This window comes from Roseovarius sp. MBR-51 (assembly GCF_053628575.1).
Genome location: NZ_JBRJGQ010000018.1, coordinates 42485 through 68581, shown reverse-complemented (window position 1 = coordinate 68581; position 26097 = coordinate 42485). Strand labels below are relative to the sequence as shown.

Genomic DNA, 26097 nt, shown 5'->3' with positions numbered 1-26097 from the left:
AATCCGAAAGGGCAAAAGTGGACGACTTTTACGCCGCCCGCGACAACACTATGCCGTCGCTACCGTGGCCGAGTATTGCTCCGCCGTTCACAGATGCAGAGTCTGCGCCACTTGCCTTGTTGAAGCGAGCCGTGATGCACCTCATGACGCTCTCCACCTCAACCGAACGACCGGTACCTTCAATGTGGAATGATATCACTTCTGCCACCTCGCGTAGGCGCGAACTGTCCAACGGATTGCAATTGATGTTATCGCACACGTGAGCTGTCACCACTGCCTTGCTCCATGGGGGAGCCCCCCAGAAGAACGCCAACCTTCTCGGTTGCCGCGCGCAGTGGGTCATCTAAGAGATGCGCGTAGCGCGCAGTCGTTGCGGTTTGAGTATGGCCTAACAGGGCACCTATGATTGGCAGAGAATGTCCTGCGCTCGCGAGTAGGGATGCATAAGTGTGCCTGAGATCGTGCACGCGGACCGTGTGTTTGACCAAGTATTTGCCATGCGGCGTCTCGACTATCTCCATAAAGCCTGACGCTTCGCAAATTTTTCGCCAAGCGGACTTGATATCTTCGCGGTGCGTCCCCTTTTTCGACGGGAAAACCCACTCCTCATCCTCAGCTAAACCAGCTTGAATGTCCTGTAGCAGGCGAACTGCCGCTCCGGACAACGGAACCCGATGCTCTGTCTTCTGTTTGGTCATGGCGCCTGGTTTTGTCCATACGCCGACCTTCAAATCGAATTGCTCCCACCGGGCGGCGAGAGCTTCTCCCTTTCGCGCACCTGTCAGAAGAAGCATTCGAACGATGTTCGCTGCTTGTTGATCTGGAAAACGCTCCAAGCAAACTCCAAGAGCTTGAAGCTCGTCAGTTGAGAGATATCGTTGACGCTTGATCTCTTGGTTCTTTTCCGTTCCATTGGCTGGGTTATCTGTGCAGAGGTTCCAACGTATTGCGAGGTTGAACATCCGCGACAACAGGGCAAGAACACGATTGGCGTGATAGGGCTTGCCTCGGCGTGTGATTTTTTGGTGCAGCTTTACGATGTCTTCGTGGACTATCTCGGACAAGAAGCGGGTCCCAAGGGCTGGTGCAATTTCCTGAGCAATCATGTTCTTGTAACTGTTATATGTCGATTGCCTAAGTCGGGGTGGAGCGGAATAATCGAGGTACTGATGACACAGTTCATCAAACCGCACTTGGTTTCGTTCCCGGTCACGCTCATCAAGCGGATCTAGTCCGATATCTACGTCGCGCCTCAATCGCGCCGCCTCATGACGCGCTGCCGCTGTTTTCCAAATCGGGAATGATCCAATTGTGATACGGCGCTGCCTACTCGATCTTGTACGATAGTTCAGCACGAAACTTTTCGCTCCAGCAGCCGTAATGCGGACGCCAAACCCCTTTACGCGACTGTCATAGTAGATCTGATTTCGCTTCGGGTTTGGCACGAGCCCTTGCACGAAGCTGTCCGTTAAATTCTCCGTCATAAATTCCTAGCCCTAGAGTTTTGTGTCACCACTGTGTCACCACATTATGCTGCAAGTGATGTCCTCAAACAATACACTCTTGTCATGTGGTGTCCACATATAATTGTATAAAATCAATTTGATATCAAAAATACTGCGGAAAACTCAAGAAACATACGCGTATCAAAAACACGCTTTTCAGAGACTTTTAATCAGTGGGTCGCAGGTTCGAATCCTGCACGGCTCACCACTGTTTCAAGGACTTAGCACTTGCAACGTTGCAGTGTTTGATCGCGTTGGATCGACAGGGTTCTTGATCTGATCCAACGAACGATTCCGTCTCAATTGAACAATCTGGTTCGCACCCTCGCTTCGATTCCTCGAGTAGCGGTTTGTCGTCGAGACACGTGCATGCTGCGCTGCATCACGAAGCGCAAAGGGGTCTACGCCAAGGCTTTTGGCTTCCGTGACCGCTCCGGCACGAATATCCTCATATCGAAAATTTTCGCAGCTGAGAAAATCGGCAAGTATTTGTCTGATGTGCTTTGCAAATATCCGCACGGGTTGATTTTTTTGAGTTTTAGTGTAGTTAAACACCCTTCACACCAGCAAGGAGTTAGGATGACCGATAAGAATTCGGACAAAGGATTTGTTGCAATTTTAGGTTGGAGCTTGCGTTGTATCGACGCGCTTGAGCAATTTGATCGTAGGTATGTAATCGTCGCTCCCGCTTGGGCTGAATCCTATGCAGTCGAGCACGACATACCTTTTGTTTCATGGGACTTTGAACGGCTCAACGACCGTTCCTTCGAGCTTGCCACGACACTGAAAGACATGGGGGTCGACGTGGCGATTCCCCTTTTCGAGGAAACGGTCGAGTGGGCGGGTGCTGTTAACTCCGTGTTGATGAACAATCCGCGCTTGTTAGGCCAATCCATGTTGTTCCGCGATAAATCACTCATGAAACGCCGCGCGCAGTTGGGTGGCATCCGCGTTGGCATCTTTGAGGAAGCAATGGATCAGACAGATGTGATCCGCTTTCTAAGACGTGTAAACCAGACCTTGCTGAAGCTGGATGGCGACCCGAATGATCCAATCCATTTCAAGGCGTTCGACAAGGCGGGGTGTCTGGGGCACCGCGTGATCCGCACTGCGGACGATGTTGCCTCAATTTCGGATGATGAATTTCCGGCGCTTCTGGAAAGCCATCTGGATGGTTGGGAATTCGCGGTCGAGGCTTGGATCAAGGATGGCAAGATTCAGTTTTTGAATATTTCAGAGTATGTCACCTTGGGTTATTCCGTTTTCGTCCCGGCAACCCCTGAATTGGAGCAGTGGCGCGGTCGCATTGCGCAGGAAATCGAAAAACTAATTGAAGTGTTCGATATCGATTTCGGTTTCATCCACCCGGAGTATTTTGTCACCTCTGACGGCACGATGTATTTCGGCGAAGTGGCCTATCGCCCGCCGGGCTTCAACGTATTCGAACTGCTCGAACGCGCCTACGGGTTCAACGCGTATCAGGCGCTGGTTTTGGTGTTCGACCCCAAGACAACGCAGGAGGAGCTTGATGCCTTCTTCCCGACCCCAGTCAAGGATGCGAAAGGCCATGCCGGTTGTTTTGGTGTCTATCCACGTCGCCGCGTGGTCAGCAATCTTGAAATTCCCCCACAGACAGAGAGCCACCCCTATTTTGACTTTCACGAACTCAACCCGCCACATGCGCAGAAGGTGACCAAACGGACGGCGTTCGGCACGCATTGGGGCCTTGTGTACTTTTATGGCGAAGATGCTGTCGAAATGCGTGACTTGCTAAAGGCGCAGGAAGAACTGGACTACTATCTGTGACGAGCCATGCGGGCCACACCGGCTGCTGTGGCACCACATGATGTGGCACATCTTCGTTGTTGACCCCTTGGGGTTGCCGCATCCTTGAAGTGACGGTTGGCATCTTTAACAGTGCTCCAGCCAATTGAATAAGGGCAACGCCATGGCCGAAGTCGAAATGACAGCCCACATGAACGCCGCTGGACAGCTTGCAACGCTTCTCGACCGGCTCGACCGACAGGTTCGTGGTCTGCAAAGCGCGTCGCGTATCGGCAAGACCGACCACGCACTGCGCGTGTTGGATGCGGCGCGCCGGGTTCTGCAGCATAAGGACGGATTGCCGGCATTGCGCCAGCGGGCCGGACTCATGGAAGAGGCTGGGCTGTTTTCTGGCACGGATTGGGGACGTCCGGTCCAACTGCTGCCGAACCTTGTCAAACATACCCTGACACATGCCAGTCCGCAGACGATCACACTGGAAGCGATGAGCCTGCTGCGCTTTCTTGTGGTTGCGACAGGCGAGCACGCGACGCCCGAGCTTTCACCCGCGCAGGCAGAACAGTTTCTAACACAGGTTCTGTCTTTCGATCTCGACCGGCTGTTGGGACAGGGTCTGGATGAGGCGCAGCGCCACGCGCAAAATGCGCTGACACCTGCCATCAACCGACTGATGCGTTATCTGCTGCAAGAGGTTGGGACTGACGGCGTCTTGGATCGACTGACAGACGAGATCTGGCGCATCATGGCGCAGCGACCGTTGCAGGTTGATCACGTCAAGGCGATGATCCTGCAGATCGCAAGCGCATTACAAACTGGAACCGCTCTCGCCGCCGACGCACATCGGGGGGCAGACAGGTTGATCAGCGCGCTCTTTGGTCCGACCGCCCTGAGCCGGGAGGACCCAGGCATTCCAGCTTATGTCGACAGACTGTCACGAGCGGACGAGCGCACGGTTCAGGAAGAGGCCTATGCTTTGGCCCGCGCCATGCACGACACAGGATTGGTATCAGATTATCACGCCAGCTTCCTCCGTTGGGCGATTGATTCCGATCAGACCAAAGTGCTACCCGATGCCTTGGGTCTATCGAGCACCGGGCTTGATGCCCTGCGCTGCTATGAACCGCTGGTGCGCGCCTTGGTCGATGTCGCCATACAGCCCGGCACAGCGCAGGCGGTCTATGGGCTAGCGCTCATGTTGGAACGCGGCATTTTGTATTCCCCTCCCATCGCGCCGTCCCTGTGGCGCCTGTTGGAAACGCCACTAACCGAGGAGTGCATCTGCGCTTTGGAGGCAACCTGCGGTACGACGCTGCCTGCTCGAACGCATCTGATTGCAGGGCTCATCATGTTCCTGGGCCAACCCCTTGGCGTCGGTCAGGGCAACAATCCGACCTGCCAATCTGCCCGGGCCTTGTCCATGTGGGCGTTGAACGACCCTGATTACCTGCTCTGGCTGATCGCACAGGTGGCGCGCAGGGACAGGCTGGTGCTTCATTTCGAGGGCGAACCACTCGACACCGCGACCCTACCGCCCGGCCTCGCCACATCGGCGCTGCTGGATGCCGATCCTATCTCCGTCCTGCTGGTGCCGCATCTGGATCGCGCCTATGCCGAAATGGGTCGCCGCTGTGTAGGCCGCCCCGAGGATCCACATCGCTGGATCAATCCCGAACTGCACGGCTGGTGGGTTGGGCGGGATTTTCACATAGCCGTCGATGTCGCGACAGGCGCATTGAATCACTATGAAGACTTCCTGCTCCACTTCCACGCTTGTTACCACCCTCAATACAACGGCAACCAACCAGTGATTCACCCGCAGCCTGCCGGGATCGCGGTGACAGACTCGGGCGCGACCTTTGTAGGCTGGCACGCGATCACACTAATCCGGGTAGGTTTGGACCCAACTGGGCATATGCGCGTTTACTTCTTCAATCCCAACAATGACAGCGGACAAAATTGGGGCCACGGTATCGTTGTCTCGACCCAAGGCAATGGAGAACGGTTCGGCGAAGGCTCGCTTCCCTTCGAGGATTTTGCCGCTCGGCTCTACTTGTTCCACGATGACGGGCTGACGCCCCTTCCGACAGTGCCGGTGCCGCACGACCACATCGTGAGTATCGCGGCCAAAGGGCGAAAAAGCTGGGCTGCTGGCCGTGGCGATCTTTGACCGACAACGCCCAAGTAAAGTGATAGTGCAAGCCTCATCCGCACCCTGTCTGCACATCGCCGCCTTTCAGATATCGCGCGGTGAACTGTCACTTGCCGCCGTGCGTGACGGTGACCGACGTTCAGGCTTAACAGATGGCGACCGTCAGGAGGGCTTTGTGAAGCAGCGTGCTCCGTGACATTGTCCGCGACGTCTATGGTCACCGCAACAGCCCCACATCGCCAAGGTGATGCCCTCGGTCCCGGTTAACAACTGGTCGAAATGTCCGCGACCACCTCTCTTGAAATTGTCACCGAGAACTGACCCATATGCAACCTTACCCAGACCTGACTCAGCTGGGGATCAAGTGGTTCCAAAGGCTATTTTTCGAGGTCGACAATAGAAACGTGGGCCGAGACAATTTGCCATCCCGTGGCTGGAACCTTGACGAGACTCTGACTCTGTCGTCCAGTTCGGGAAGCAGGCCAACCGGCGCGGGTGAATACCGCATTCGTCGTGGCAAAATTATCGCCAAACGTGGTTATGACAACGCGTTCAAGACGCCTGGCCAGACCCACACCCGGACGCGCCTTGCGAAACGCAAGAATTTCAGCCTGGCCAAAAAGATTCTCGGAGGCGCCCAGCCTGATCGTCTGATCACTCGCCCAAAATAGGGCATCAAGGGTCTCAACATCATTCGTGACAAGAGCGGTTTCGTATCGATAGAAAACCTCAGTCACTTCGGCATGCGTCTCGGGACGGTTTATATCCATCAGCACGCTCATTCGCGATCCCGTGGCACTGGTGCAAAAATCTGAGCAGTCTCAAGGAGGAGATGATCCGTCCCTCGCGCTCCCGCAAGAGAGAGCCCAACTGGTGCGCTGGCGTAGGTTGTAAGCGGGATGGTGATTTGTGGTAACCCCGCATGCCCCGCTACGCAGAGCATGGTCAAAGCGGCGTTGCGAAGCACTTCCAAATCACCCTGTTGGGTTGATCGCAGCGGAGCGGCACCAGGCGAGGTTGGGAAAACGATGACCGTTTTTGAGTCAATCGCTTTTTCAAGATGCGCACGGATGTTGTAACGCCTTTCAACTGCAAGGTCGAAGTCTTGCCGTGTAATTCTGCTTGCCGTTTCAAACCGCTCCCGTATACCGGGACCAAAGTTTGGTTGGTTTTGTATGATCCAAGGGCCAAGGGTTTGCCAGATTTCATAGCCTTGATGGATACGAAACACCTCCAACCAGCCTGCCAGATCATCGCCTCTCGAGATGGGATCCGAGCGATGTTCAACCACAGGAAGTGCCGCGCGCAGAGCAGCTGAAACGCCCTCCTCAGCCAATGACCAAAGATCAGACGGCAGCCAGAAATTGACGTGCTCCGCAGCAGTCTGCGCACTCTGGAAGACAGAGGCGACGGCCGCCATGGTCCCCAAATCGCGTGTAAAAAAACCGGGGGTATCGTAGCTGGGTGCCAGTGGAACAAGTTTGTCCCCTGACATGAGCCCATGTGTCGGACGCCAGCCAAAAAGACCGCAAAAGGACGCGGGCAAGCGGATTGAGCCGCCTGTGTCACTACCAAGACCGATCTCCACTAACCCGGCAGCCACACCTGCCGCAGAGCCAGAGGACGATCCCCCAGGAACTCGATCCGGAGCCGCGGGGTTCACGGGAGTGCCATAGCGCGCGTTAACCCCCATGAGGCTGTAGGCAAGTTCATCCATCTGCGTCTTGCCAATGATCTCAGCGCCTGCGTCCACCAAAGCATGCACGACGGGAGACGTCTTGGTCGCCACCCCGTGAAATTCGGCCCACTCAGGGCACCCGGCTCCGGTCATATGGCCCGCGATGTCAAACCCGTCTTTCACGCCAACGCGCAGCCCAGCGAGCGCGCCAGAGGGGGTGTTACCCCTCAGAGGCGTGTCAAACTTCGTTATGAATGGATCGCATGTCGGCAGCATCCGGCGCCTCCTCAGAAAGTCGTTGAAATATTCGGGTAGAACTGTGCGGGCAGCCAAAGGGACGTAATCGGAACATAAGTAATGACCGCCAGCGCGATCAAACCGACCAGAATAAAGGGCAGCGCGCCCTTTATCGCCTCGTTGAAGGTGACGCCGAGCGCACCGGAGACAAAGAGGTTCAGGCCGAATGGCGGGGTGAACATGCCAATCGCAGCATTCACCGCAAGAACAATGCCGAGATGGATGGGATCTATGCCCGCCGCAACCGCGACAGGAGCGATAAACGGCACAAGGATGATGATGATGGAATTCGGGTCAAGGACCATGCCCGCCAAAAGAATGATGCAGTTGATCGCCAACAGGACGTAAATCGGATCATTGCCAATTCCGGCCAACAGTCCTGTCAGACCGTTCGCCATGCCCGACGTCGTGAGATACCACGCAAAGGCTGAAGCCGCAGCAATGATGATCATCACCTGAGATGTCGTAATCGCACTGTCGACGGCAGAAACAAAAATATCGGACGGAGTCATCTCTTGATAGATGAGTGCCGATACGAAGATGGCATAAATCACCGCAACGGCAGCCGCCTCGGTTGGGGTGAAGATACCGCCATATATACCCCCGAGAATTATAAACGGCGTGGCCAACCCCCAGAAGCATCCGCACACTGCGCTCAAGATTTCCATGGTGTCCCAGCGTGCCTCACGGGCCATACCCGTGAGCCTTGCATAGACCACACAGACAGCGATGAAGGCCACGCCATAGACCAGACCTGCACCAACACCCGCCAAGAACAGCGCCCCGATCGACACACCAGTGACCGCGCCATAAACGATCATGAAAATCGACGGTGGGATGATGATGCCCATGGACCCCGAACTCATCAGCAGACCAATGGAAAACCAGCGTTTGTATCCTTCCTTTTCCATCGCGGGCAGCATGATCTTGCCAACAGCGATCACGGTTGCCGGGCTGGAACCCGATATCGCGGAAAAGAACATCGAGCTTGTGACAGTTGTGATACCCAATCCGCCAAGCATGGGGCGCACCAGCGCATTTGCCAATCTTATCAGTCTCTTGGAAATCCCTCCCTGTGCCATGATATTGCCCGCAAAGATAAAGAACGGGATCGCCATCAGCGGAAATTTGTCAATGCCGGAAAACAATCTCTGGATGACCAGCACGGGCGGCGTCGCGGTCGTGGTTTCCAGCACCACCATCACGGGCAGCAGTAACACGATGAAAACCGGCACTCCCACAAGTAGCAGGGCGACCAATGATCCAAAGAAAGCAACGTGCATCTAGATGTCCTCAGGCTGTGCTTTGAGCTGCGGTCAGACGGCGTGCATCTTTTGACAGAAACAAGGCGTTCTGAATGAACCGCAGGGACATCAGCGCGCACCCGGTCGGGATGGCAAGGTAGACAACCCACATAGGCCATTCGAGCGACGCGGATGTCTGGCCGAACTGCTTCATCTGGCTGACAAGGGTCCAGCCGTACCATGCCAGCATCGCCGTGGTGCCCGCGGCAATCAGGGCCGCAAACTGTGCCAAACGGTGCGCCATTCTGGGGGGCAGGACCGCCCCAAGAACATCAATCGAGATATGAGCCCCCGAGCGTGCCCCGATGGCCCCTCCGATGAACACGAGCCACACAATGGAATAGCGCGTCAACTCGGCAGCCCAAGCGAGGGCCACACCAAAGAACGCCCGCAACGCCACATCAGCGACTAGAATGAGAACCGCCACCAGCAAGAGGAGTGCGACTGTCGTCCGTTCCAGAAATGTCAGGGTCGTGTCTATCCACTTTAGCCATTTCAGCATCGGCAATTTCCTTGTTGAAGAGGCAAAGATCGGTCGAGTGCAATCCCGATAGAGAGGATCAGCCCGCAGAGCATGACGCCCATGGGGCCGACCCTAAGGAACTGGCAACGACAAACTCTACCGTGTCCGATCACTTCGAGAAGGCTTGGATTTCGGCATAAGCCGCCTCAAGCAAGTCACTGCCGATACGATCTGCGAATTTCTCATGGACCGGTTGCATGGCCTCGGCGAACAGAGACAGTTGTTCAGCCGTCATTTCGACCACTTCGGTGGTGCCGGCATCACGGATTTCCTGAAGCAGCCGACCATTATCCTCGGCAGAAACCTGGCGCTGGTAATCGCCCGCCTCTTGCGCCGCAGTCATCAGCATGTCCTGCATTTCGGGGGCCTGAGCATCGAACCACACCTTCGAAAAGATGAAAGCCGTGCCGATGTAGCCGTGATTGGACAACATCATGTAGTCCTGCACTTCGTAGAACTTCATCGAGTTGATTGATACGATCGGATTTTCCTGACACTCCACGACGCCTTGCTGCAGCGCGGTGTAAGTTTCGGAAAATGCCACTGGAATAGCCGTCGCCCCCAGGGCCTCAAACTGAGCAATCAAGAGCGGGCTCTCCATCACGCGGACATTGCGCCCGACATAGTCCTCGGGTTTGCTGACCAGATGATTGCATGTCAGCTGTTTAAATCCTGACTCCCAGAACTTCGCGCCAACGAAACCTGAGGCTTCGAGCGACTTGAGCATCGTGCCGCCGACCTCTTCAGAGTCGAGCAGAGCGTAGGTCGCCTCGACCGAAGGAAACAGGAAGGGCAGGTCAATTAACTGTAAAGACGGGCTAAAGTTCGCGAGCTTGGCAGTCGGAATGGGCGCAGCCTGCACCGCACCAAATTGCATTTGCTGCGCGACCTCAACATCGTCCCCAAGTGCATTGTTGGCGTAGATTTCGACCTCATAGGCTCCGTTCGACGCGGCCTCTACGAGCTCTTTGAACTTTACGGCCCCTTTGTGCTGTGCGGACGTGTCTGGCAGGTCGTGGTGAAACTTGATGACCTCCGCAAGAGCGACAGTCGATGTCATACTCAGCGCAAGCGCTGTAAGGCAACCAATTGTAATCTTTCTCTTATTCATTTTCGTTCTCCTGTAGGACAAGTTTCCGTCTGACGCGTGAATGTGTGAGCGACGCTCGGTAAGGGCACAATTACTTTGCAATTCTGGTGTCCGTTTGACTGGACGCGACAAGATTGTTGCCCGTCGAAACGGCAAGATGAGTGCTTTATGAGCGATCAGTAAATCTTCAGAACGCAAGGGCCGCACCATCAGCACGCGGATCGCTCGCGGCTTCCATCAGTCCTGAGCGATGCTGCACCACGGCGCCCGCGTGGCCAGCAAGATCCGACCACGGCGCGATCATTTCGATGTCGTGGCCGACCGCGCGCAGCCCCGCAACGAGAGAGGGATCAAAGCGATCCTCAAGTTTGAGCGTCGTGGTTGTTTCACCCCAGGTCTTGCCCAACAGCCAGCGTGGCGCGCTGACGGCCTCCTGTAGATCCTGATCGAAAAGCGCATATCGCGTGAAGACTGCCGCTTGCGTTTGCGGCTGCCCTTCGCCTCCCATAGTGCCATAGGCCATGATGCGACCATCGTTCAACGCGGCCAGTGCGGGATTGAGGGTATGAAAAGGGCGCGCGCGCGGGCGCAACTGATTTGGGCCGGGGTCCAGCGAAAACCCCGCACCCCGGTTCTGAAAAAAGACGCCCGTATCGGTACAAGTCAATCCGGACCCGAATTCCCAGAACACGGATTGAATGAAGCTGACAACAGTTCCCTCTGCATCCGCCGCCCCCATCCAGATTGTGTCACCCGGCTTTGCCGGGTGCGGCCAAGGCAAGGCTCGCGCAGGATCAATTCGGCTCGCGAGGGTGTCAATATGATCAGTGTGCAGCCAGTCTTGGGCTGGGTGTTCCATGAAATCAGGATCGCCAAGTTCCGCGTTGCGCTGAATGAAGGCCTGCTTTGTCGCCTCAACCAATCCATGCAGATGCGCAAAGCCTTCTGCGTTGGTCACGCCAAGGCGGTCAAAAATCGCGAGGATCATCAAAGATGAAATCCCCTGCGTCGGTGGCGTCATGTTCCAGAGGTGCCCCGCGCCAATCTGCGTTGTGAGCGGCGTCACCAGATCTGCTGAGAATGCGTTTAAATCCTCAAATCGCAGCGGGCTTCCCTCCCCTTCCAGAAAGGCGGCATGAGTCTTTGCAATGTCACCACGGTAATAATCATCCAGCCCGGTCTCAGCCAGACTTGCGAGCGTATCGCCAAGCGCAGACTGACGCAGCCTGTGCCCCGGCGCAGGTGGCTTTCCTCCGACCAGATAGGTTTGGGCAAAGCCCGGCACGTCCCTGAGCCCATCCAGTTTTTCCGTCGTGGTGCGAGATTGATTGCCGGTGACGACGATCCCGTTCCGTGCCTGCGAAATCGCGGTGCCAAGGAGATCCTTGAGCGGCATACGGCGACGTTCCGGAACCAGCGCCAACGCTTTGACCCAGCCATCAATCGTGCCCGGCACCGTCAGCGCCGCCAAGGCTCCACGCGTAGGAACCGCACCTGTTACACCCTGCCCAGCGTACCACCCGGGCGTGGCCAGAGATGCAGCCCGACCGCAGGCCGATATTCCAACAGGCGCCATTCCCGGCCGATGGATGAGCCAGAACCCGTCACCTCCAATCCCGTTCATATGCGGGTATGTGACCGCAATACTCGCAGCGGCGGCAACCATTGCCTCAATCGCGGTGCCGCCCGCGTTCAGCACGTCCCGGCCCGCCAAGGCCGACGCCCTGTGGGGCGCACTGAACGCGCCGTTATATCCTAATGCTGAACGTAGCAATTCCTTCACCCCTACGAGAGATCATGGAGGTATGAGGCATTGGCTAAATAGGTAAGTCAACTATTACTTATAGTTCCCTGACAACAAAATCTGTTTATGATAGAGCAGGCCAAACACCGAGGAACTCTTATGAGCAATAGAATTTCAGCAGTCCCAGAGGTCGCACACAGGATTGAAGGTCGAAGCGCATCGCAAACCAAGGAGAAGATATTGCTCTCAGCGATCGAAGAGTTCTGCGAGCACGGATACGCTGGAGCCAGCACAACGAATATCGTACGCGCGGCAGGCTGCAATATTCGGATGCTCTACCATTACTTCGAGAGCAAAGATGGCCTCTACCTTGCCGCTCTGACGCGGGTCTACCAGCATCTGCGTAGCAGTGAAGCCTCTGCGGATTTCTGGACTCTGCCCCCTAGACAAGCAATCATTGCTCTGACGCATTTCACCTTTGACTACATGCTAAAAAACCAAAGTTTTCCGCGAATGATAATCAATGAAAACCTCAACAAGGGGCGCGCAGCGGTGAATATTGCTGACTCGATTAGAACAGCATCTGCACCATTCATCGCAAAGATAGATACGTTGATTTCACAGGGCCATACATCGGGCGACTTTTCCAACCGGCCGGATGCACTCCATGTGTATCTGTCCATACTTGGCCTCAGCTTTATTCACATCACCAACAGGTTCACGCTCACGACGACATTTGGCGTGGATATGTCATCAAAGGCATTTCTGTCCGAGCGCAAGAGGCATGTCACGCAAGCTGTTTTGGCCCTGCTGTCAATCGATATCAAAGACTGACCAGCAAGAGCTTTTCTCTCTTCGCGCGGCCCCTGCTATCGACGCTTTTGATGTTACTCCAGCGTTTGGCTGATCAACGTTATACTGGACAATATCCGGCCCCCGCCCCTTCCCCCCATCATGCAGAGGAACGCCCTTCGCTTCCATATCCGTATCCGTACGGTGCCGTTTTCGGTGGCCAGTCGCTTGCCCGCAGGCATTGAACCTGCCCCGCGTTGGCCATGATGGCCACAGCAGTCCCCGATCCTTCATATCGCGCGCGCGCATCGATTTCACCGGCCGGTTGGTTTTTCGTCCCGTTTCTGCGCCGGGCCAGAAGGGAAATACCCCGCATTTACCTAAGTGTCTTGGTTGGTATGATTGGCGTTCCATCAATACAATTGAGATCAAGGCATAGCTTCATGGCGAGCCACGAGCGGCGGAACAGTAATTTCCATCACCGCCAACGTGTCTTAAAGCAGGTTGCGCCCATTCCGAATCTGGATTCCCAAGAGGCTTGATCTGTGAATCCCTGTCTTTATGGCTGAGAAGGGAGTTTGAAATGGGCAAACCACATCCTATGGCACTTCGCGAGCACCTCAGACATGAGGGACAAATCCATCCCAGCTTGTGGACCACTTTCAGGTGGCTACTTTAAGTTCAACTCACTTTCCTGATACAACCGCAATTGAAACCATTGAGCTATAAGCAAACTTTTAATCAGTGGGTCGCAGGTTCGAATCCGGCACGGCTCACCACTGTCATTCAAATTGGACCTGTCTGTGTCCGGGTTTCGGGCGTTGCACCTCAGGGCTTGTGACCCTTGTGACTGCTGATGCAGCGCGTCGTGCGGGACAGAAGGCAGTAGGCAAGCAAGGGCGGCGACTGGTCTGTCGCCGCCCTCAGGGTCTCAACTCTGGAGTGATGAAGTGCTGCAGGTGCAGCGGTCAGCCTGGATTATCTGACTAGGCTGACTGCCCGGCGAACGTGAGCGCGACCAAGCGCCCTCAGATCACGGCAGACAGCGCGTTGATCACTCGTCCAGACGCTCGACAACGGTGGCCGCATAGGCGTCTACGAGCGCGTTGTAGAAATCGTCCTGCGAGGGTTCGATGGTAACCCAGCCCTCGGGGGCCGGGGCATCGCCCGAAACGGCACTCATCTGCAAGGCATAGCTGCCGATCTGCTCATCTGGATTCTCAAGGCTGTCGGCGCTGACCGAAACAGCATCGTTGATGCCCTCAAAAGTCGAAATCGTTCCTTCAAGCTGGTTGAACTCGCCAGTGTCCGGCAGAAGCGTGCTGCCATCAATCGCGACCTTGTTGATCTCGACGACAACACGCGGCGCATCCGCTGAATCCTCGACCGTCACCTTCGACGCAATCGCCGTGGCAAGGTCAGCCTCGAGGGTCGGCCAGTACTTGAGAACGTTAGAGTCCTCATACGCGCTCAGATCGACCTTGACGTCAACCGCGGACAGGGTTTTGTCCATTGCCATAACAGGACCAACGGCGGCCAAGGTCATTCCGGTGCAAAGTGCAGTGCTTAGAAGAAGTTTCATTTTACAGTCTCCTTGAATAGGTCGTATCTATACCGCGTCGAGCGGTGACCCGACGGGTCGGTGACACGCACGCCCGCTTGGCGTGATGTGATCAAAGAACGCCCGGCCTCTGGTATGGTTCCCTGAAAAACTTAAATATGCCCCCCGGATCAGCCAATACGGGACCCCGTCCCAACTCTGGCCCAAGTCTGGAACCATAATGCCGTCAAGGCGTTATCCCTCGGGGAAACTGGTAATAATCGCAACAGGAGCACGGGCCGGAGATGCCGAATGACGCAGCGCGAGACACTGAATCAGCGGTGGATCTGGTCGAAAACGGATGGGCGGCGCTGAACGGGGACTACACCAGCGTCGGCGATGTCGTGGATGCGCTCGGGCGGGCCAATTTTGCGCCCCTTCTGATCCTGCCGTCCTTGGCACTGGTCTCGCCGCTCAGTGGGGTGCCCGGCTTTACCACATTGTGCGGCCTGATCATCGCTGCGGTTTCGTTGCAACAGATGATCCACCGCTCCTCGCTCTGGCTGCCGCGCTGGATTCGCTCCGCACGGCTGCGGACTGAACGGGTGCGCGTCGCCTACCGATGGTTTCGCGTCCCGGCGCGGTGGCTTGACCGCGTCACGCGGCGGCGCCTGCACCATCTGGTCACAGAGCCGCTCGTGATCCTGCCTCAACTCGTCTGCCTGCTCTGCGGGGTCGTCATGCCCTTCCTCGAACTGATCCCATTCACCTCGTCGGCATTGGGCGTGGTGATCACAGCGATCGCCGTTGGCATGTTCGTCGGCGACGGTCTTTTGGTCCTGATTGGCATGCTCACCGCCACGGCAGTGGCGACCGGCGTCGCGACACTGATCGTCACCTGACCGCGCAGCCTGTCGCACGGCTGACCCCGCCACATGCAGACAAACACAGATAAGGCGCCCATCTCAAAGATGCGCGCCCCAATCTCTCGCAGCACCTTCAAACCGGGATCGTATCCGTTCCGGGTCTGAAGGTGTGTCAAATCAAACAGTTATCCTTGGACATCCTGCGATGCGCCTGTCACCGCCTGTCCAGCATCCTCGATGTCCCGACCAGCGCCCTCCACCGTCTCGCAGGCAGCCAGAACGCCCATGAAGAGCAGGGAAATGAGGGAAAGTCTTGAACGTGTCATTGCAATCTCCGTTTGATTTCATGTGCAGGAACAACGCAGGTGCATTCGCTTGGTTCCATCCGGCCTGCATAATTCTTTCAGGCTCAGCCCTCGTCGTCTTCCGGCGTGGGCCATGTCATCGGAAAGACGACATGCAGCTCGTATCGGTCAGGCTGCGTGTCGATCTCGAGCGTGCCATTCAACTGCGCGACAAAGGATTCAATCAACTTAGAGCCTAGCCCAGAGCCATCAATCGGTGCCTCCGTTGCGGCGTCGGCCTGCCCCTCGGGCACGCGAGAGTTCACCACACTCAGGCAAAATCTGTCAGCCGAGACCGCTTTCAGCGCAATATTGATCCAGGCATCCGCCCCGCTGGTCATGCCGCAATATTTCACGGCGTTGATCGCGGCCTCTGTCGTCAAGAGAGACAGAGGAACGGATTGATCCGGGCTGATCTCGACCGGTTCGAGGGCGGTCGTGACTGTGATCTCACGTCCGGATTCATCCAGCGTGCCAACAATCACCAGTTGCTGAATGATATCCTCCAGCAGTTTGTCGGCCCGCACCAGCGACAGTTTGCGCGCCAGATAGAGGTATCGGTGAATGGCCGACAGCGCCATCACCCGGTCCTGCACCCGCCGCAAGAGATGCTTGGCCTCGGTGCTTCCGGTCGCGCGGATCTGCATGTTGAGCATGCTCGAGATAAGCTGAAGATTGTTCTTCACCCGGTGATGCACCTCGCGCAAGAGCACGGTCTTTTCGTTCAAATCCTCTTCCAGCCGCCGCTCCTGCTCTGACAGCCGCCGGGTCATGGCACGGAACGCCTCGGCCACGACCTCCAACTCCTCCGGAGCATTGTCGAGCCGCGCCTTGTCCAGATCACCGCGCCCCGCCGCATAGAGCCGCATCCAAGACCGCAGGCGGCGCACATGCCGGATCACCAGATGATTGACGCCGACATAGGCCACCACAATCGTGATCACCCACATGACCAACGGCAGATACAGAGCAAAGGCCCCCTCATAGCCCGGCAGCGCACCGCGCCCGAGCTGAGGCTCCCAGCTGCCCAAGGCAAAGACCTTGTCGCTGACAATCGGGACCACCGCAAAATCGCGCGTCTTGCCCTCCTGATTCACATCCTGAAACGTCTGCCGCCCCTTCTCCGCCAAGCCGCCCAAGCCATGCGACGCCGGAAGAACCGAGCGCCGGAAATCCGAAAACTTGGCGGTGGCGACAATCTTGCCTTCGAACTGAAACAGCACGAGATCGACATCGGGCACGACGGTCGACAGCTTGTCGTTGAGCGCAGTGACCGGCATCGCGACCCAGACTGTCCCGCGAAACCGCCCGCCTGCAAAAACCGGCACCGCGACGCTGACCGTGGCGACACCGCCGATGAATTCCAACGGATGCATCAGGATTTCGGTCTCTCGGCTGGTGAGTTCGGTGCGAATGGCATCCAGATTGCTCAGATCCTGCCGCCCGCCATTCGACGCGCACACAAGGTTGAGTTCGTCATCGACATAGCCCGCAAAGCTGTAGATTGGGTTCTCTTCCACCACCCGCGCCATCACCGCATCACAGGTGTCCTCGGACGTGTCAAACACGGACACCGTGATCGCCAGCGTCTCGGCCGTGCTCATCGCGGATTGGATCATGTCCCGGCTTTCGGCAACGGCCTGTTGGGTCTGCTCCAACAGCGCCGTTTCCGAGAGGGCCTGCCGTTCGTCTAGAACCTTGTAGGTCTGATACACGGATACAAAACCGAGCGGCAGGATGGCGAGACTCAAACCAAGCCCCAATTGCAGCGCGAGATTGGGCGTCCAGAGCCCACGCAGCGCGGCCAGCCTCAATTTCATGCAACCGAGGTCCCGCTCACCACCGCCATTGTCGCGGCATCGGTCATTTCCAACTCGTCCTCATCATCCAGATGCATCAACTCCGCCAGCCGCTTGCGCGCACGGTTGGTGCGGCTCTTGATCGTGCCCACTGCACAGCCGCACATCTCTGCGGCATCCTCATAGGAAAACCCCTCGGCCCCGACGAGGATCAGAACTTCGCGCTGCTCATCGGTAAGCTTGGCAAAGGCCGCGCGGAAATCCGTCATCGCCAAATGCCCGTCATGCGCCGGCTTTTCTGACAATTGCCCAGCCATCTTGCCATCGGGGTCCTCGACCTCGCGGCGGCGCTTGCGATAGAGCGAATAATACGTGTTGCGCAGGATCGTGAACAGCCATGCGCGCAGGTTCGTGCCCGGTTTGAACTTGTCAAAATTACCCCAGGCCTTGACCACCGCGTCCTGCACCAGATCATCCGCCGTTGCAGAATTGCGCGTCAGGTTCAGGGCGAAGGCGCGCATCGCAGGCAAGTGCCCCAGCAGCTCTTCGCGCGGGTCCGTTTTCGGGTCTATGTCGTTTTTCACGAATCATCACCAGAGGATTTCTGCTTGTCCTCGCCCTGCTGGCGCAATTGCTCCAGCAGCTTGGTAAAGCGTTCCGGTACAGGCTCCTTTGCCGTGTCCGCATAGACACGCCGGAGATTCTCGTCGATTGTTTGAGTCAATTTCTTGGTCCTGCGATTCTTTGCCATTTCGCCTATTCATCTGCCATCATGGGGTCGGTACTTTTTTGCACCTGTCCGGGAACATAACACGCTCATCGGCGTTTGGTTCCCTGAAGGACACATTTTTTGAGGACACACATGACGGAAACATCCCGCCAGCCGGACCTGAGCACTCAGATCGCCGAAAACCTTCCCTATCTTCGGCGCTATGCGCGTGCCCTGACCGGCAATCAGCAGACGGGCGATCACTATGCGCTCGCAACACTCGAGGCCTTGCTCGAAGATCAGGACGTGTTCAACAGCGGGCTCACCCCAAAGACCGCCCTGTTCCGCGCCTTTCATCAAATCTGGATCTCGTCCGGCTCGCCCGTCGCCGAGGCGGACGCCGCCACCTCTCCCGAGGCGCGCGCGCAATGGCGGCTCGCGAATCTGACCAAGAACACCCGAGAGGCGCTCTTGCTGCACAGCATCGAGGGCTTTCGCGCGCCCGACATCGCCCAGATCATCGGCGGCACGGCGGATGAGGCCACCGCGCTTTTGACCATCGCGCGCACCGAAATGACCAACTCGATCCGGGGCCGGATCATGATCATCGAGGATGAGGCGATCATTGCCATGGATATCCGCGCCATTGTCGAGGATATGGGCCATGATATCACCGGCATCGCGCGCACCCGCGACGAGGCGGTGAAACTCGCACGGCGCGACCCGCCAGAGATGATCCTGGCCGATATTCAACTGGCCGACAAATCCTCGGGCATCGACGCGGTCAATCTCATCCTCAAGGAATTGGGCGACCGGCCGATCGTCTTCATCACCGCGTTCCCCGAGCGGCTTCTGACCGGCGAACGGCCCGAACCGGCCTTTCTGATTACCAAACCCTATAGCGAGGAACAGGTGCAATCCGCCGTCAGTCAGGCGATGTTCTTTGCCAGCACAGAAACACTTCAGGATTAAGCCATCTGACATGACATGACCCCGCGCGTTTTAGGCACGGGGTCATGGTCTGAGGGTCTCTCTGCAATCGCCCCGCGCTCACACGCGGGGCGTATCTCCATCACCCGTCAGGGTGCGCGACCACGCAGGGCGCGGGCGATCATTGCGACGACAAACAACACGAGGAAGATCACGAACAGAATCTGTGCGATCCCCGCCGAGGCCGAGGCGACGCCACCAAACCCCAAAACACCAGCGATCAGCGCGACCACCAAGAATACAAGTGCCCAGTACAGCATCGGACTCTCCTTTCAATGCAACATGGTTCCGATTGCTAACCCAACTGGCATGGGGCTGTTTTGGTTCCCGAAAAATCCGTTCTCCCTCAAAATCCTCGCGTTTCAAGTTTCTTTCAGCTTTCCCGGAACCGCGCGGGGCCGCGTGCGTTAAGTGTCATATGTCAACACGAAAGGACGCAATCATGGCACAAGCAAAATCCATCGACACATCGCCGCAAGACGAGATTGACCAGCTCTCAAAACAGATCGTGACGCTGCGCGAGGATATCTCGGCCATCTCCAAGACTCTTTCGGGACTTGGCGGAGCGACGCGCGATGCGGCCGTCGATGGCGCGCGCCGCAAGGTGTCGGAACTGCGTCAGACAGGCGAGCAGCAATTGCATGCCGCGCAGCACCGCGCCGAGGAAATGGGCCAACAGGCCGCAGACGCTGTCCGCAGCCAGCCCGCAGCCGCAGTTGGTCTCGCCGTTGGGATTGGATTTCTACTCGGGTTCATGACGGGCCGGAAATAACCGATGGGCGGCATTGTCTCTCACCTTCGCCGCCGCGCACGCAATGCCGCGCGCGCGGCGGCGTTCACCGTGGCAGGCGTGGTTTTTGGTCTGGCGGGCTTGGGGTTTCTGACCGTGGCGCTCTGGATTCTGATCGCCACCTATGAGAGTGCGCTTGTCGCACACACCGTCATCGGCGCGCTCTATCTCGTTCTTGGGTTCTGCTTTCTGGCGCTTGGCAGTCAATCGACCGACGCCGAGACCGCACCCGAACAGCCGCCTGCCAAAGAACCGCTGTTGCAGGTGGCTGAGGCCTTTGCCGTGGGTTTGCAGGCCGGTCGCTCCGCCCGCGCCCCGCGGCCCTAGGCTACTTCCACACCAGCAGATGCTTGGCCTCGCCACGAACGAGCGCCAATACAAACAAGATGAGGGGTTTCGAATCTCAACAAAAACCCAAAACTCTAGACCTCTTTCACCATGGGCCGCAGTACGCCGCGAATCATGTCCTCGGTAAAGGGCCGCACGAGCATGGCCCAGCCCTGCTTGGCCACCTTGATCTCGTCTTCCTCGCCCATGGTCAGCACGATTCGTGCCCCCCGCAGGCTGAGCGCGCTGTCCAGCCCCGCATCGAGCACCTGATCATAGCGCATTTCCAAAAAGGCTGCGGATACCCGCGTTTCGCCCTCCAGAATGCGAATCAACTCATCCGGGTGCGACGCATTGATCACACGGCACGGTCCTGCCGCCTGAAGTGAACCACAAAGATCCTCCGCAATCAGCAAATTACTGTCCATGACGATATAAACCGGCGGCTCCGGCGGCGTCGTCTCATCAAAGGGCATTAGGGGCTCTCTCATTGGGTGATGTCCAAACATTCCTAATTCTGGAACATTATTCGACGTCATGCATTAAACTGTGACATCTATTAAGAGGTTTTTTCACATGGTCACAAAATGTCAAAATTGCCCCCTGCGCGCCCGTGATCTGTTTGTGCAGATGACCCCCCAGGAGGTCACGTTCATGCAGGGTTTCAAGACCGGCGAGCTTGAGGTGGATGGCGGCACAACGCTGATGATGGAGGCCTCCAACAGCCCGCAACTCTATACCGCGTTGAGCGGCATGGGCCTGCGCTACAAGACGCTGCTCTCGGGCGAGCGACAAGTGATCAACTTCGTGATGCCCGGCGATTTCATCGGGCTACAGGCCGGGGTAATGCAGGAAATGCAGCACTCGGTCGAGGCGACAACAGATATGAAACTCTGTGTCTTTGACCGCAAACGCCTGTGGGAATTGTTTCGCGACCATCCCGACCGCGCCTATGACCTCACATGGATTGCCGCCGTCGAAGAACACCTCCTTGGCGAAAGCCTGGCCATCCTCGGACATATGGACGGGTTGGAACGCATCGCGCGCGCCTTTGTGCGGCTCTTTGACCGGGGCGCGGCAATCGGATTGACCACCGGACAAGAGATGCCATTGCCTTATCGGCAACAGGATCTTGCCGATGCGCTCGGTCTCTCCGTGGTCCATGTCAACAAGATGCTCAAACGGCTGCGCGAACAGCGGTCCGCCACGTGGCAAAACGGTCGATTGATCCTCCATGATCGCGACGCGCTGTGCCGCATTGCCCAGCTTGAACCCGACCGCGACCCAATGAAGCGCCCGCTGATCTGAAATAATGCTCCCGCACGGGAACCAAACCTGAACGAGGGCGTTGGGAAAGAATGTACAGATTTACCGTCGACGGTGATCCGGGTCTCCGCGTGGCGGTGATCTTGATCGCCCTCATCCTCAGCTTTGCAGCCCTCCAGACCGGCGCGGATATTTTCGCGCCGATGGTTCTGGCGCTTGTGACCGGGGTCATGCTCGCCCCCGTCACCGATCTATTCGAGCGGATCGGCTTTTCATCCGGCCTCGCCTCATCCACCGTGCTGATCCTTGGCGTCTCGGCCATCGGCACTCTGGCGATTCTGGCGGAACCCGTGATCTGGCAAATCGCCGAGGAGCTGCCGCGCATCCAGTTCGAATTGCGCTCGATCATCTCAGAAGTCAGCAACCTCATTCGTGGCCTGCAAGAGGTCAACCGCGAGGTCGGAGAGGCGCTCGGAGCCGCGGCCGACGCGGCCGGCGACACATCCGAAGGCGGCGGCATGCCCAACCTCACCAGTGCGCTCTTTTTGGCCCCAGTGGTGCTGGCGCAGGTGCTGGTGTTCTGCGGTACGCTGTTTTTCTTTCTGCTGACACGCAAGCGCATGTATGCATGGCTGTCGCTCTGGATCGGCACCTCGGACGATACTCAGGACATTCTGCGCCGCTTTACCAATGCCGAACGGCTGGTAGCTCGCTATTTCCTCGCCATTTCCTGCATCAACGCAGGTTTGGGTGCTGCCTTGGGCGGGGCGCTGTTTCTGATCGACCTGCCCGGCCCCTTTGTCTGGGCCTTTGTCGCGGCCCTGCTCAATTTCGTGCTCTATGTGGGGCCAATGACCGTGGCGGCGGGATTGTTGTTGGCCGGGATCGTCGCCTTTGACGGCCTGATGGCTGTGGCCCCCCCGGCAATCTTTCTGTTCCTCAACATGATTGAGGCACAGTTTGTCACCCCGTCCTTTGTCGGGCGACATATTTCAGTCAATCCGCTTCTCATCTTCGTATCTCTGGTGTTCTGGCTCTGGCTCTGGGGACCGATTGGCGGCATCATCGCCATTCCGGTTCTCGTGATCGCGCTCGCCCTTCTGGATATCTTCGCGGTCGATGTGACCGTCGAAGACCCCGCGCCTTAAACCACCTCTTCGGGCATCCCCGGCACGGGCAGACCAATCGCCTTGGCAGCATCGGAATCGTAATCCACAAGGAATCCGCGACGGTGCTGCGGCGGCAGCGCACTGTTGCTGCTCACCATACGCTGCCACTGGGCAAAGGCCGTGTCGATATCGAGAAACGCAGATCCCGCATCCTTGGGCAACCAACACCCCATCACACGCTCGCGGATCAAGGCCACCTGATCGGCTTGCGTGATGTGCAAACCGGCTTCGGTATCCCATCTCATGCTGCGCCCGTTGAGATTGGCCGAAGAAACGATGGCGGAGGACTCGTCAAAGATCGAGACCTTGGAATGCACATAGACGAGCGGCGACTTCTCGAGCGCATCACGCCCGTCACTGTCACTCGCGCGCGGCTGCACCGGCGAGGCGATCAACAGCCGGTCTTGCCCAAACGCCGCCTTGAGATAGGCCAGCGCGCGGGCCTGCTGATGCTCGCCAAAGCGGCCATCCAGCCCCGGATCACTGGAAAACGCCACCTCTTCCGGCGCAGCCGGAAGCACGACAATCACCCGAAGATCCGGACAATGCCGCGCGCGCCGCGCCAGCGCCCGCGCCAAGGGCACGTGCCGAAAATACTGCGTTTCCAGATACACCAGCCGCTCCACCTTGGCGATGGCTCGCAGATGCGCGGCCTCGATCTCGCGCAGCACCGTGTGCGGTGACATCCGCATCGGCGCGCTCAATCGGCGGCGCGACAGCGTGCGCAGAAATCCCGGCACAGCGCGCGGCGGTGCGGATTTGCGCACGACAGACGCCAGAAACCCCTCAAGATGCGCCTGAGCGGCCTCTGCAACGGGCCCGGTCGCCATCACCTGCACATCATGCCAGGTCTGGTTCGGCTCTTGGCGATGCCGCTTGGTGTCATAACGCCGCTCATTCAGATCAAGCCCGCCGATATAAACCAGACGGCGATCGAACACCGCCAGTTTCTGATGATGCGTCGCGGGATGCAGGTCCATCAACCGCAGCGGAAAACAGAGTTGATCCCGGTCATCCACCCGGCACAGGCTGCGCAATCTGGGTGTCTCGGCGCGAAATCGCCCGCGCTCTTCCTTGGTCATGTGATACCATTTGTCCACCATCTCGCGGATCTTCATCCGGACCAGCGGATAGAACAAAACGCGGGGCAAGACGCCGCTCTTGGCGTCGTGCAGCGCCACGGTAAACTCCAGCCGCGCCCCCGGCTGCGCCAATTCCCGCACGGCCGAAATCTGCCTTTGTGTCTGCCACGCGAGCCGATGCAGATGCACCGCAGCAATCGGATCGAAATCCGAAACCACAAGCCGGATCGACACACCGCGATCCAACGTATGCACAAAGAGATCAAACCACGTCGTTCCAATCTCGCGCGCCTCGGACGAGCGCAACCGCGTCCTCAGATCGAACACTCGAAAACAGGCCGAAACCTCGGTCTGCGCCTCTAAAAAGGCGCGCTCCAGCGCCGGATATGCCTCTTCAGCGGTGACCAGAACCTCGAGGCTCTCAATCGCGGCTGTCGATGTGTCATCCTGCGCTGGCTTGGTCTGGGTCATGGTCCTGCCGATCAGAGGTTGATGTCGTGGTCCGCTGTTCCCTGAGATTCGGTCGTAAATGCCCCCGCCGGGACAGGCGGGGGCAAGCACCCAAGGGACACGGGATGGGTGCGGCAGAGCTTGCCTTGCATCTTGGGGATGATAGCCAGGCTCCGGACGGTCAGCGCATCACGCTGGCCACTGTGTTACAACGCTCCATCGCCGAAACGGTTCCGCAAAAACATTTGACGATGCAAGAGGGTCAACGGGCCAAGGCCCGCCCGACCACACGAGCGTTACACCCGGCCAGATCGCGGCCCGAACAACAGCCACAGAATAAAGCCCAAGAGCGGCAGCAACAGGATCAACACGACCCAAAGAACCTTCTTGCCCGTGGTCGCCCCCGATCCAACGACCGAAACGATGGCCCATATATCCAGGATCAACAGAATGATCCCGCCAATACCGGTGATCTCAAGCATGGTCAAAACTCCAATCTTCAACAGCGCGCCACATGGGACACGATCAATGTCCAGCCCAGAAGAGGCGCAGACTCGCTGCCATGAAACGCATGGTTCCGCTCAAAGTTCCGTCAGATTTTCAAGTATATTTTGACCCAATTTTGAAACCTTCTGCGGCTCTGACGGTTGGGTAGTCAGGGCGCTGCGACACTGCGGCGTCAAACCAACGCAGGACTAAGGAGTTCACTCATGAAACGCATTCTAGCCACCACCGCGATCGTCGCGCTGACCGCAATGCCGGTCTTTGCCCAGTCTGAGACAACGGATCAGACCGCACCGAGCACAACACAGTCGTCAGACACGTCGAGCGACACCTCGGGCGCGAAAGCCAATGCCAACGCTGATGTCACGATGGACCTGAACGGCCTCGAGATCGGCGCGTCGGACCTTATCGGCAAAACCGTCTACATGCAGAGCGAAGACGCCCCCGACGCCGGCATCGTCGACACAATCGCGGCACCGTCCGATGATTGGGAAAACGTCGGCGAAGTCAATGACGTCATCCTGTCCAAAGATGGTCAGATCGAGTCCATCACTCTTGATGTCGGCGGATTCCTCGGGATAGGGGGCAAAGAACTCAGCACCTCGATGGACCAACTCAAGATGGTGACCGAAGAGGGGTCGGAGGATGAATACTTCGTCGTCTTCACCGGGGACCGCGCCGCACTGGAAGAGCGTGAAGAACTGGACCGTCAGAGCGTTCTGGACGAGGGCGGCAGCTTCTTTGCTGGCACCAATGAGGGCGCATCCTCCGAGAACAATCTCGAAAGCGACACCATGGCATCCGACACGGACGCCAATGCCGAGGTCAACTCGGGTGCGGACACCGCTGCGGACACTGGCACCATTGCGGGTACAGGCACCGCTGTGGATACAGGCACCAATGCGGATGCAACCACCAATGCGGACGCAGGCATGAGCTCCGGTGCAGGCGTCGATGCTGATGCCAACGCCGAGGCCACTGCCAACGCCGAAGCCGAGGACATGCCGGGGCTGACCGATGCTGAACGCAACGCCCTCACCGCCGAAGACCTTACAGGTGTGGCGATTTACGGCGCTGACGACGAGCATGTTGGCGAAATCTCGGACATCGTTCTGACCGACGATGGTAAGGTTGAGCACGTCATCGTCGACGTGGGCGGTTTCCTTGGAATGGGCGAAAAGCCGGTTGCGGTCTCGTTTGACGACATCAACCTGACCCGCGATCAAGACGGCGTGACCAATGCCCTCCAAGCCACCACCAGCCTCTCGGCTGAGGATTTGGAGAACATGCAAGAGTGGGAAGGCTAACCCACCACGACTGACCACTCATTGATTGGGCCGGGCATCTTTGCGCGGCCCTTTTCGTTTGCAGAGCGGACATCACGGCCCGCACCC

27 protein-coding genes are annotated in these 26097 nt (G+C 57.7%); 11 read left to right on the top strand and 16 right to left on the bottom strand.

All coding sequences use genetic code 11. The features are described from left to right. The coding region (locus ACSSVY_RS19750) for a hypothetical protein (RefSeq protein WP_454271517.1) at positions 1–263 on the top strand (263 nt) is incomplete at its 5' end. Here the strand turns inward: ACSSVY_RS19750 and ACSSVY_RS19745 are convergent. Continuing rightward, positions 249–1484, bottom strand: coding sequence for a tyrosine-type recombinase/integrase (locus tag ACSSVY_RS19745; protein ID WP_454271516.1), 1236 nt, complete (start codon positions 1482–1484; stop codon positions 249–251). The two genes, ACSSVY_RS19750 and ACSSVY_RS19745, sit on opposite strands and share 15 nt — an antisense overlap. A 600-nt stretch (positions 1485–2084) precedes the next feature. On the opposite strand from ACSSVY_RS19745, the gene ACSSVY_RS19740 reads away from it, so the two are divergent. Beyond that, a complete protein-coding gene (locus ACSSVY_RS19740) occupies positions 2085–3311 on the top strand; it encodes an ATP-grasp domain-containing protein (RefSeq protein WP_454271519.1) in 1227 nt (408 codons plus the stop codon). Between the two features lie 142 nt (positions 3312–3453). Next, positions 3454–5457 carry a hypothetical protein gene (locus ACSSVY_RS19735; protein ID WP_454271515.1) on the top strand — a complete coding sequence of 668 codons (2004 nt, stop codon included), beginning with the start codon at positions 3454–3456 and terminating at the stop codon, positions 5455–5457. Positions 5458–5816: 359 nt separating this feature from the next. Here the strand turns inward: ACSSVY_RS19735 and hpxZ are convergent, their stop codons facing one another. The 6 genes from hpxZ to ACSSVY_RS19705 form a co-directional block, all read right to left on the bottom strand. Beyond that, on the bottom strand, positions 5817–6221 hold the full coding sequence (hpxZ, locus tag ACSSVY_RS19730) for an oxalurate catabolism protein HpxZ (RefSeq protein ID WP_454271513.1): 405 nt from the start codon (positions 6219–6221) through the stop codon (positions 5817–5819). Continuing rightward, positions 6218–7393, bottom strand: a complete 1176-nt coding sequence (locus tag ACSSVY_RS19725) for an amidase (protein ID WP_454271511.1) — start codon at positions 7391–7393, stop codon at positions 6218–6220. Before ACSSVY_RS19725 ends, hpxZ begins: the two co-directional genes overlap by 4 nt. Positions 7394–7404: 11 nt before the next feature. Further along, entirely contained in the window at positions 7405–8697 is a 1293-nt protein-coding gene (locus ACSSVY_RS19720; RefSeq protein ID WP_454271510.1) for a TRAP transporter large permease, read from the bottom strand. Between the two features lie 10 nt (positions 8698–8707). Beyond that, positions 8708–9220 carry a TRAP transporter small permease gene (locus ACSSVY_RS19715; RefSeq protein ID WP_454271508.1) on the bottom strand — a complete coding sequence of 171 codons (513 nt, stop codon included), beginning with the start codon at positions 9218–9220 and terminating at the stop codon, positions 8708–8710. Between the two features lie 130 nt (positions 9221–9350). Next, complete coding sequence (locus ACSSVY_RS19710; RefSeq protein WP_454271507.1) at positions 9351–10352, bottom strand: TRAP transporter substrate-binding protein; 1002 nt, start codon at positions 10350–10352, stop codon at positions 9351–9353. 166 nt (positions 10353–10518) lie between these two features. Beyond that, positions 10519–12045 carry a gamma-glutamyltransferase family protein gene (locus ACSSVY_RS19705; protein ID WP_454271505.1) on the bottom strand — a complete coding sequence of 509 codons (1527 nt, stop codon included), beginning with the start codon at positions 12043–12045 and terminating at the stop codon, positions 10519–10521. A gap of 189 nt (positions 12046–12234) precedes the next feature. Here ACSSVY_RS19705 and ACSSVY_RS19700 point away from each other — a divergent pair, with 189 nt between their 5' ends. Then, positions 12235–12909: a TetR family transcriptional regulator gene (locus tag ACSSVY_RS19700; protein ID WP_454271503.1), complete on the top strand. Its 675-nt coding sequence runs from the start codon at positions 12235–12237 to the stop codon at positions 12907–12909. 1012 nt (positions 12910–13921) lie between these two features. On the opposite strand, the gene ACSSVY_RS19695 is transcribed toward ACSSVY_RS19700, so the two are convergent. Next, the gene (locus tag ACSSVY_RS19695) at positions 13922–14449 is read right to left on the bottom strand and encodes a hypothetical protein (protein ID WP_454271501.1); all 528 of its coding nucleotides are present in this window, start codon (positions 14447–14449) and stop codon (positions 13922–13924) included. 263 nt (positions 14450–14712) lie between these two features. Between ACSSVY_RS19695 and ACSSVY_RS19690 the strand changes: the two genes are divergently transcribed. Continuing rightward, positions 14713–15309 carry an exopolysaccharide biosynthesis protein gene (locus ACSSVY_RS19690; protein ID WP_454271500.1) on the top strand — a complete coding sequence of 199 codons (597 nt, stop codon included), beginning with the start codon at positions 14713–14715 and terminating at the stop codon, positions 15307–15309. Positions 15310–15458: 149 nt separating this feature from the next. Here ACSSVY_RS19690 and ACSSVY_RS19685 read toward each other — a convergent pair whose 3' ends face one another. From ACSSVY_RS19685 to ACSSVY_RS19670, 4 genes are all read right to left on the bottom strand, one after another. After that, entirely contained in the window at positions 15459–15599 is a 141-nt protein-coding gene (locus ACSSVY_RS19685) for an entericidin A/B family lipoprotein (RefSeq protein ID WP_454271499.1), read from the bottom strand. Between the two features lie 83 nt (positions 15600–15682). After that, on the bottom strand, positions 15683–17437 hold the full coding sequence (locus ACSSVY_RS19680) for a sensor histidine kinase (RefSeq protein WP_454271497.1): 1755 nt from the start codon (positions 17435–17437) through the stop codon (positions 15683–15685). Next, positions 17434–18000, bottom strand: a complete 567-nt coding sequence (locus ACSSVY_RS19675) for an RNA polymerase sigma factor (RefSeq protein WP_454271495.1) — start codon at positions 17998–18000, stop codon at positions 17434–17436. Before ACSSVY_RS19675 ends, ACSSVY_RS19680 begins: the two co-directional genes overlap by 4 nt. Further along, positions 17997–18167, bottom strand: a complete 171-nt coding sequence (locus tag ACSSVY_RS19670; protein WP_454271494.1) for a NepR family anti-sigma factor — start codon at positions 18165–18167, stop codon at positions 17997–17999. The genes ACSSVY_RS19675 and ACSSVY_RS19670 overlap by 4 nt, the downstream gene beginning before the upstream one ends. A gap of 111 nt (positions 18168–18278) precedes the next feature. Here ACSSVY_RS19670 and ACSSVY_RS19665 point away from each other — a divergent pair, with 111 nt between their 5' ends. Further along, a complete protein-coding gene (locus ACSSVY_RS19665) occupies positions 18279–19097 on the top strand; it encodes a response regulator (protein ID WP_454271492.1) in 819 nt (272 codons plus the stop codon). Positions 19098–19204: 107 nt separating this feature from the next. Here the strand turns inward: ACSSVY_RS19665 and ACSSVY_RS19660 are convergent, their stop codons facing one another. Further along, complete coding sequence (locus tag ACSSVY_RS19660) at positions 19205–19375, bottom strand: DUF1328 domain-containing protein (RefSeq protein ID WP_009817562.1); 171 nt, start codon at positions 19373–19375, stop codon at positions 19205–19207. Positions 19376–19557: 182 nt separating this feature from the next. Here ACSSVY_RS19660 and ACSSVY_RS19655 point away from each other — a divergent pair, with 182 nt between their 5' ends. Next, positions 19558–19887 (top strand): DUF883 family protein, encoded by a 330-nt coding sequence (locus ACSSVY_RS19655; RefSeq protein WP_454271490.1) that lies wholly within the window; start codon positions 19558–19560, stop codon positions 19885–19887. A gap of 3 nt (positions 19888–19890) precedes the next feature. After that, the gene (locus tag ACSSVY_RS19650) at positions 19891–20232 is read left to right on the top strand and encodes a phage holin family protein (RefSeq protein ID WP_454271488.1); all 342 of its coding nucleotides are present in this window, start codon (positions 19891–19893) and stop codon (positions 20230–20232) included. Between the two features lie 95 nt (positions 20233–20327). On the opposite strand, the gene ACSSVY_RS19645 is transcribed toward ACSSVY_RS19650, so the two are convergent. Further along, positions 20328–20723, bottom strand: coding sequence for a hypothetical protein (locus ACSSVY_RS19645; RefSeq protein WP_454271486.1), 396 nt, complete (start codon positions 20721–20723; stop codon positions 20328–20330). A gap of 85 nt (positions 20724–20808) precedes the next feature. Here ACSSVY_RS19645 and ACSSVY_RS19640 point away from each other — a divergent pair, with 85 nt between their 5' ends. Together ACSSVY_RS19640 and ACSSVY_RS19635 are read left to right on the top strand one after the other, a co-directional pair. Continuing rightward, a complete protein-coding gene (locus ACSSVY_RS19640) occupies positions 20809–21540 on the top strand; it encodes a Crp/Fnr family transcriptional regulator (protein ID WP_454271485.1) in 732 nt (243 codons plus the stop codon). A 50-nt stretch (positions 21541–21590) separates the two neighbouring features. Then, positions 21591–22646 (top strand): AI-2E family transporter, encoded by a 1056-nt coding sequence (locus ACSSVY_RS19635; protein WP_454271483.1) that lies wholly within the window; start codon positions 21591–21593, stop codon positions 22644–22646. Here the strand turns inward: ACSSVY_RS19635 and ACSSVY_RS19630 are convergent. Next, positions 22643–24220: a phospholipase D family protein gene (locus ACSSVY_RS19630; protein WP_454271481.1), complete on the bottom strand. Its 1578-nt coding sequence runs from the start codon at positions 24218–24220 to the stop codon at positions 22643–22645. The two genes, ACSSVY_RS19635 and ACSSVY_RS19630, sit on opposite strands and share 4 nt — an antisense overlap. 275 nt (positions 24221–24495) lie before the next feature. Next, positions 24496–24681 carry a PLDc N-terminal domain-containing protein gene (locus tag ACSSVY_RS19625; protein ID WP_296628458.1) on the bottom strand — a complete coding sequence of 62 codons (186 nt, stop codon included), beginning with the start codon at positions 24679–24681 and terminating at the stop codon, positions 24496–24498. Between the two features lie 228 nt (positions 24682–24909). On the opposite strand from ACSSVY_RS19625, the gene ACSSVY_RS19620 reads away from it, so the two are divergent. Beyond that, positions 24910–26010: a PRC-barrel domain-containing protein gene (locus ACSSVY_RS19620; protein WP_454271479.1), complete on the top strand. Its 1101-nt coding sequence runs from the start codon at positions 24910–24912 to the stop codon at positions 26008–26010. The last annotated feature ends 87 nt before the right edge of the window (positions 26011–26097 follow it).

What these genes read in the sequence shown, in the direction of transcription:
- ACSSVY_RS19665 (WP_454271492.1), top strand. Translation starts at nt 18,279, where the DNA reads ATGACGGAAACATCCCGCCAGCCGGACCTGAGCACTCAGATCGCCGAA.
- ACSSVY_RS19690 (WP_454271500.1), top strand. Translation starts at nt 14,713, where the DNA reads ATGCCGAATGACGCAGCGCGAGACACTGAATCAGCGGTGGATCTGGTC.
- ACSSVY_RS19720 (WP_454271510.1), bottom strand. Translation starts at nt 8,697, where the DNA reads ATGCACGTTGCTTTCTTTGGATCATTGGTCGCCCTGCTACTTGTGGGA.
- ACSSVY_RS19725 (WP_454271511.1), bottom strand. Translation starts at nt 7,393, where the DNA reads ATGCTGCCGACATGCGATCCATTCATAACGAAGTTTGACACGCCTCTG.
- ACSSVY_RS19670 (WP_454271494.1), bottom strand. Translation starts at nt 18,167, where the DNA reads ATGGCAAAGAATCGCAGGACCAAGAAATTGACTCAAACAATCGACGAG.
- ACSSVY_RS19620 (WP_454271479.1), top strand. Translation starts at nt 24,910, where the DNA reads ATGAAACGCATTCTAGCCACCACCGCGATCGTCGCGCTGACCGCAATG.
- ACSSVY_RS19635 (WP_454271483.1), top strand. Translation starts at nt 21,591, where the DNA reads ATGTACAGATTTACCGTCGACGGTGATCCGGGTCTCCGCGTGGCGGTG.
- ACSSVY_RS19745 (WP_454271516.1), bottom strand. Translation starts at nt 1,484, where the DNA reads ATGACGGAGAATTTAACGGACAGCTTCGTGCAAGGGCTCGTGCCAAAC.
- ACSSVY_RS19715 (WP_454271508.1), bottom strand. Translation starts at nt 9,220, where the DNA reads ATGCTGAAATGGCTAAAGTGGATAGACACGACCCTGACATTTCTGGAA.
- hpxZ (WP_454271513.1), bottom strand. Translation starts at nt 6,221, where the DNA reads ATGAGCGTGCTGATGGATATAAACCGTCCCGAGACGCATGCCGAAGTG.
- ACSSVY_RS19740 (WP_454271519.1), top strand. Translation starts at nt 2,085, where the DNA reads ATGACCGATAAGAATTCGGACAAAGGATTTGTTGCAATTTTAGGTTGG.
- ACSSVY_RS19685 (WP_454271499.1), bottom strand. Translation starts at nt 15,599, where the DNA reads ATGACACGTTCAAGACTTTCCCTCATTTCCCTGCTCTTCATGGGCGTT.
- ACSSVY_RS19630 (WP_454271481.1), bottom strand. Translation starts at nt 24,220, where the DNA reads ATGACCCAGACCAAGCCAGCGCAGGATGACACATCGACAGCCGCGATT.
- ACSSVY_RS19655 (WP_454271490.1), top strand. Translation starts at nt 19,558, where the DNA reads ATGGCACAAGCAAAATCCATCGACACATCGCCGCAAGACGAGATTGAC.
- ACSSVY_RS19695 (WP_454271501.1), bottom strand. Translation starts at nt 14,449, where the DNA reads ATGAAACTTCTTCTAAGCACTGCACTTTGCACCGGAATGACCTTGGCC.
- ACSSVY_RS19660 (WP_009817562.1), bottom strand. Translation starts at nt 19,375, where the DNA reads ATGCTGTACTGGGCACTTGTATTCTTGGTGGTCGCGCTGATCGCTGGT.
- ACSSVY_RS19735 (WP_454271515.1), top strand. Translation starts at nt 3,454, where the DNA reads ATGGCCGAAGTCGAAATGACAGCCCACATGAACGCCGCTGGACAGCTT.
- ACSSVY_RS19680 (WP_454271497.1), bottom strand. Translation starts at nt 17,437, where the DNA reads ATGAAATTGAGGCTGGCCGCGCTGCGTGGGCTCTGGACGCCCAATCTC.
- ACSSVY_RS19700 (WP_454271503.1), top strand. Translation starts at nt 12,235, where the DNA reads ATGAGCAATAGAATTTCAGCAGTCCCAGAGGTCGCACACAGGATTGAA.
- ACSSVY_RS19640 (WP_454271485.1), top strand. Translation starts at nt 20,809, where the DNA reads ATGGTCACAAAATGTCAAAATTGCCCCCTGCGCGCCCGTGATCTGTTT.
- ACSSVY_RS19625 (WP_296628458.1), bottom strand. Translation starts at nt 24,681, where the DNA reads ATGCTTGAGATCACCGGTATTGGCGGGATCATTCTGTTGATCCTGGAT.
- ACSSVY_RS19650 (WP_454271488.1), top strand. Translation starts at nt 19,891, where the DNA reads ATGGGCGGCATTGTCTCTCACCTTCGCCGCCGCGCACGCAATGCCGCG.
- ACSSVY_RS19645 (WP_454271486.1), bottom strand. Translation starts at nt 20,723, where the DNA reads ATGAGAGAGCCCCTAATGCCCTTTGATGAGACGACGCCGCCGGAGCCG.
- ACSSVY_RS19710 (WP_454271507.1), bottom strand. Translation starts at nt 10,352, where the DNA reads ATGAATAAGAGAAAGATTACAATTGGTTGCCTTACAGCGCTTGCGCTG.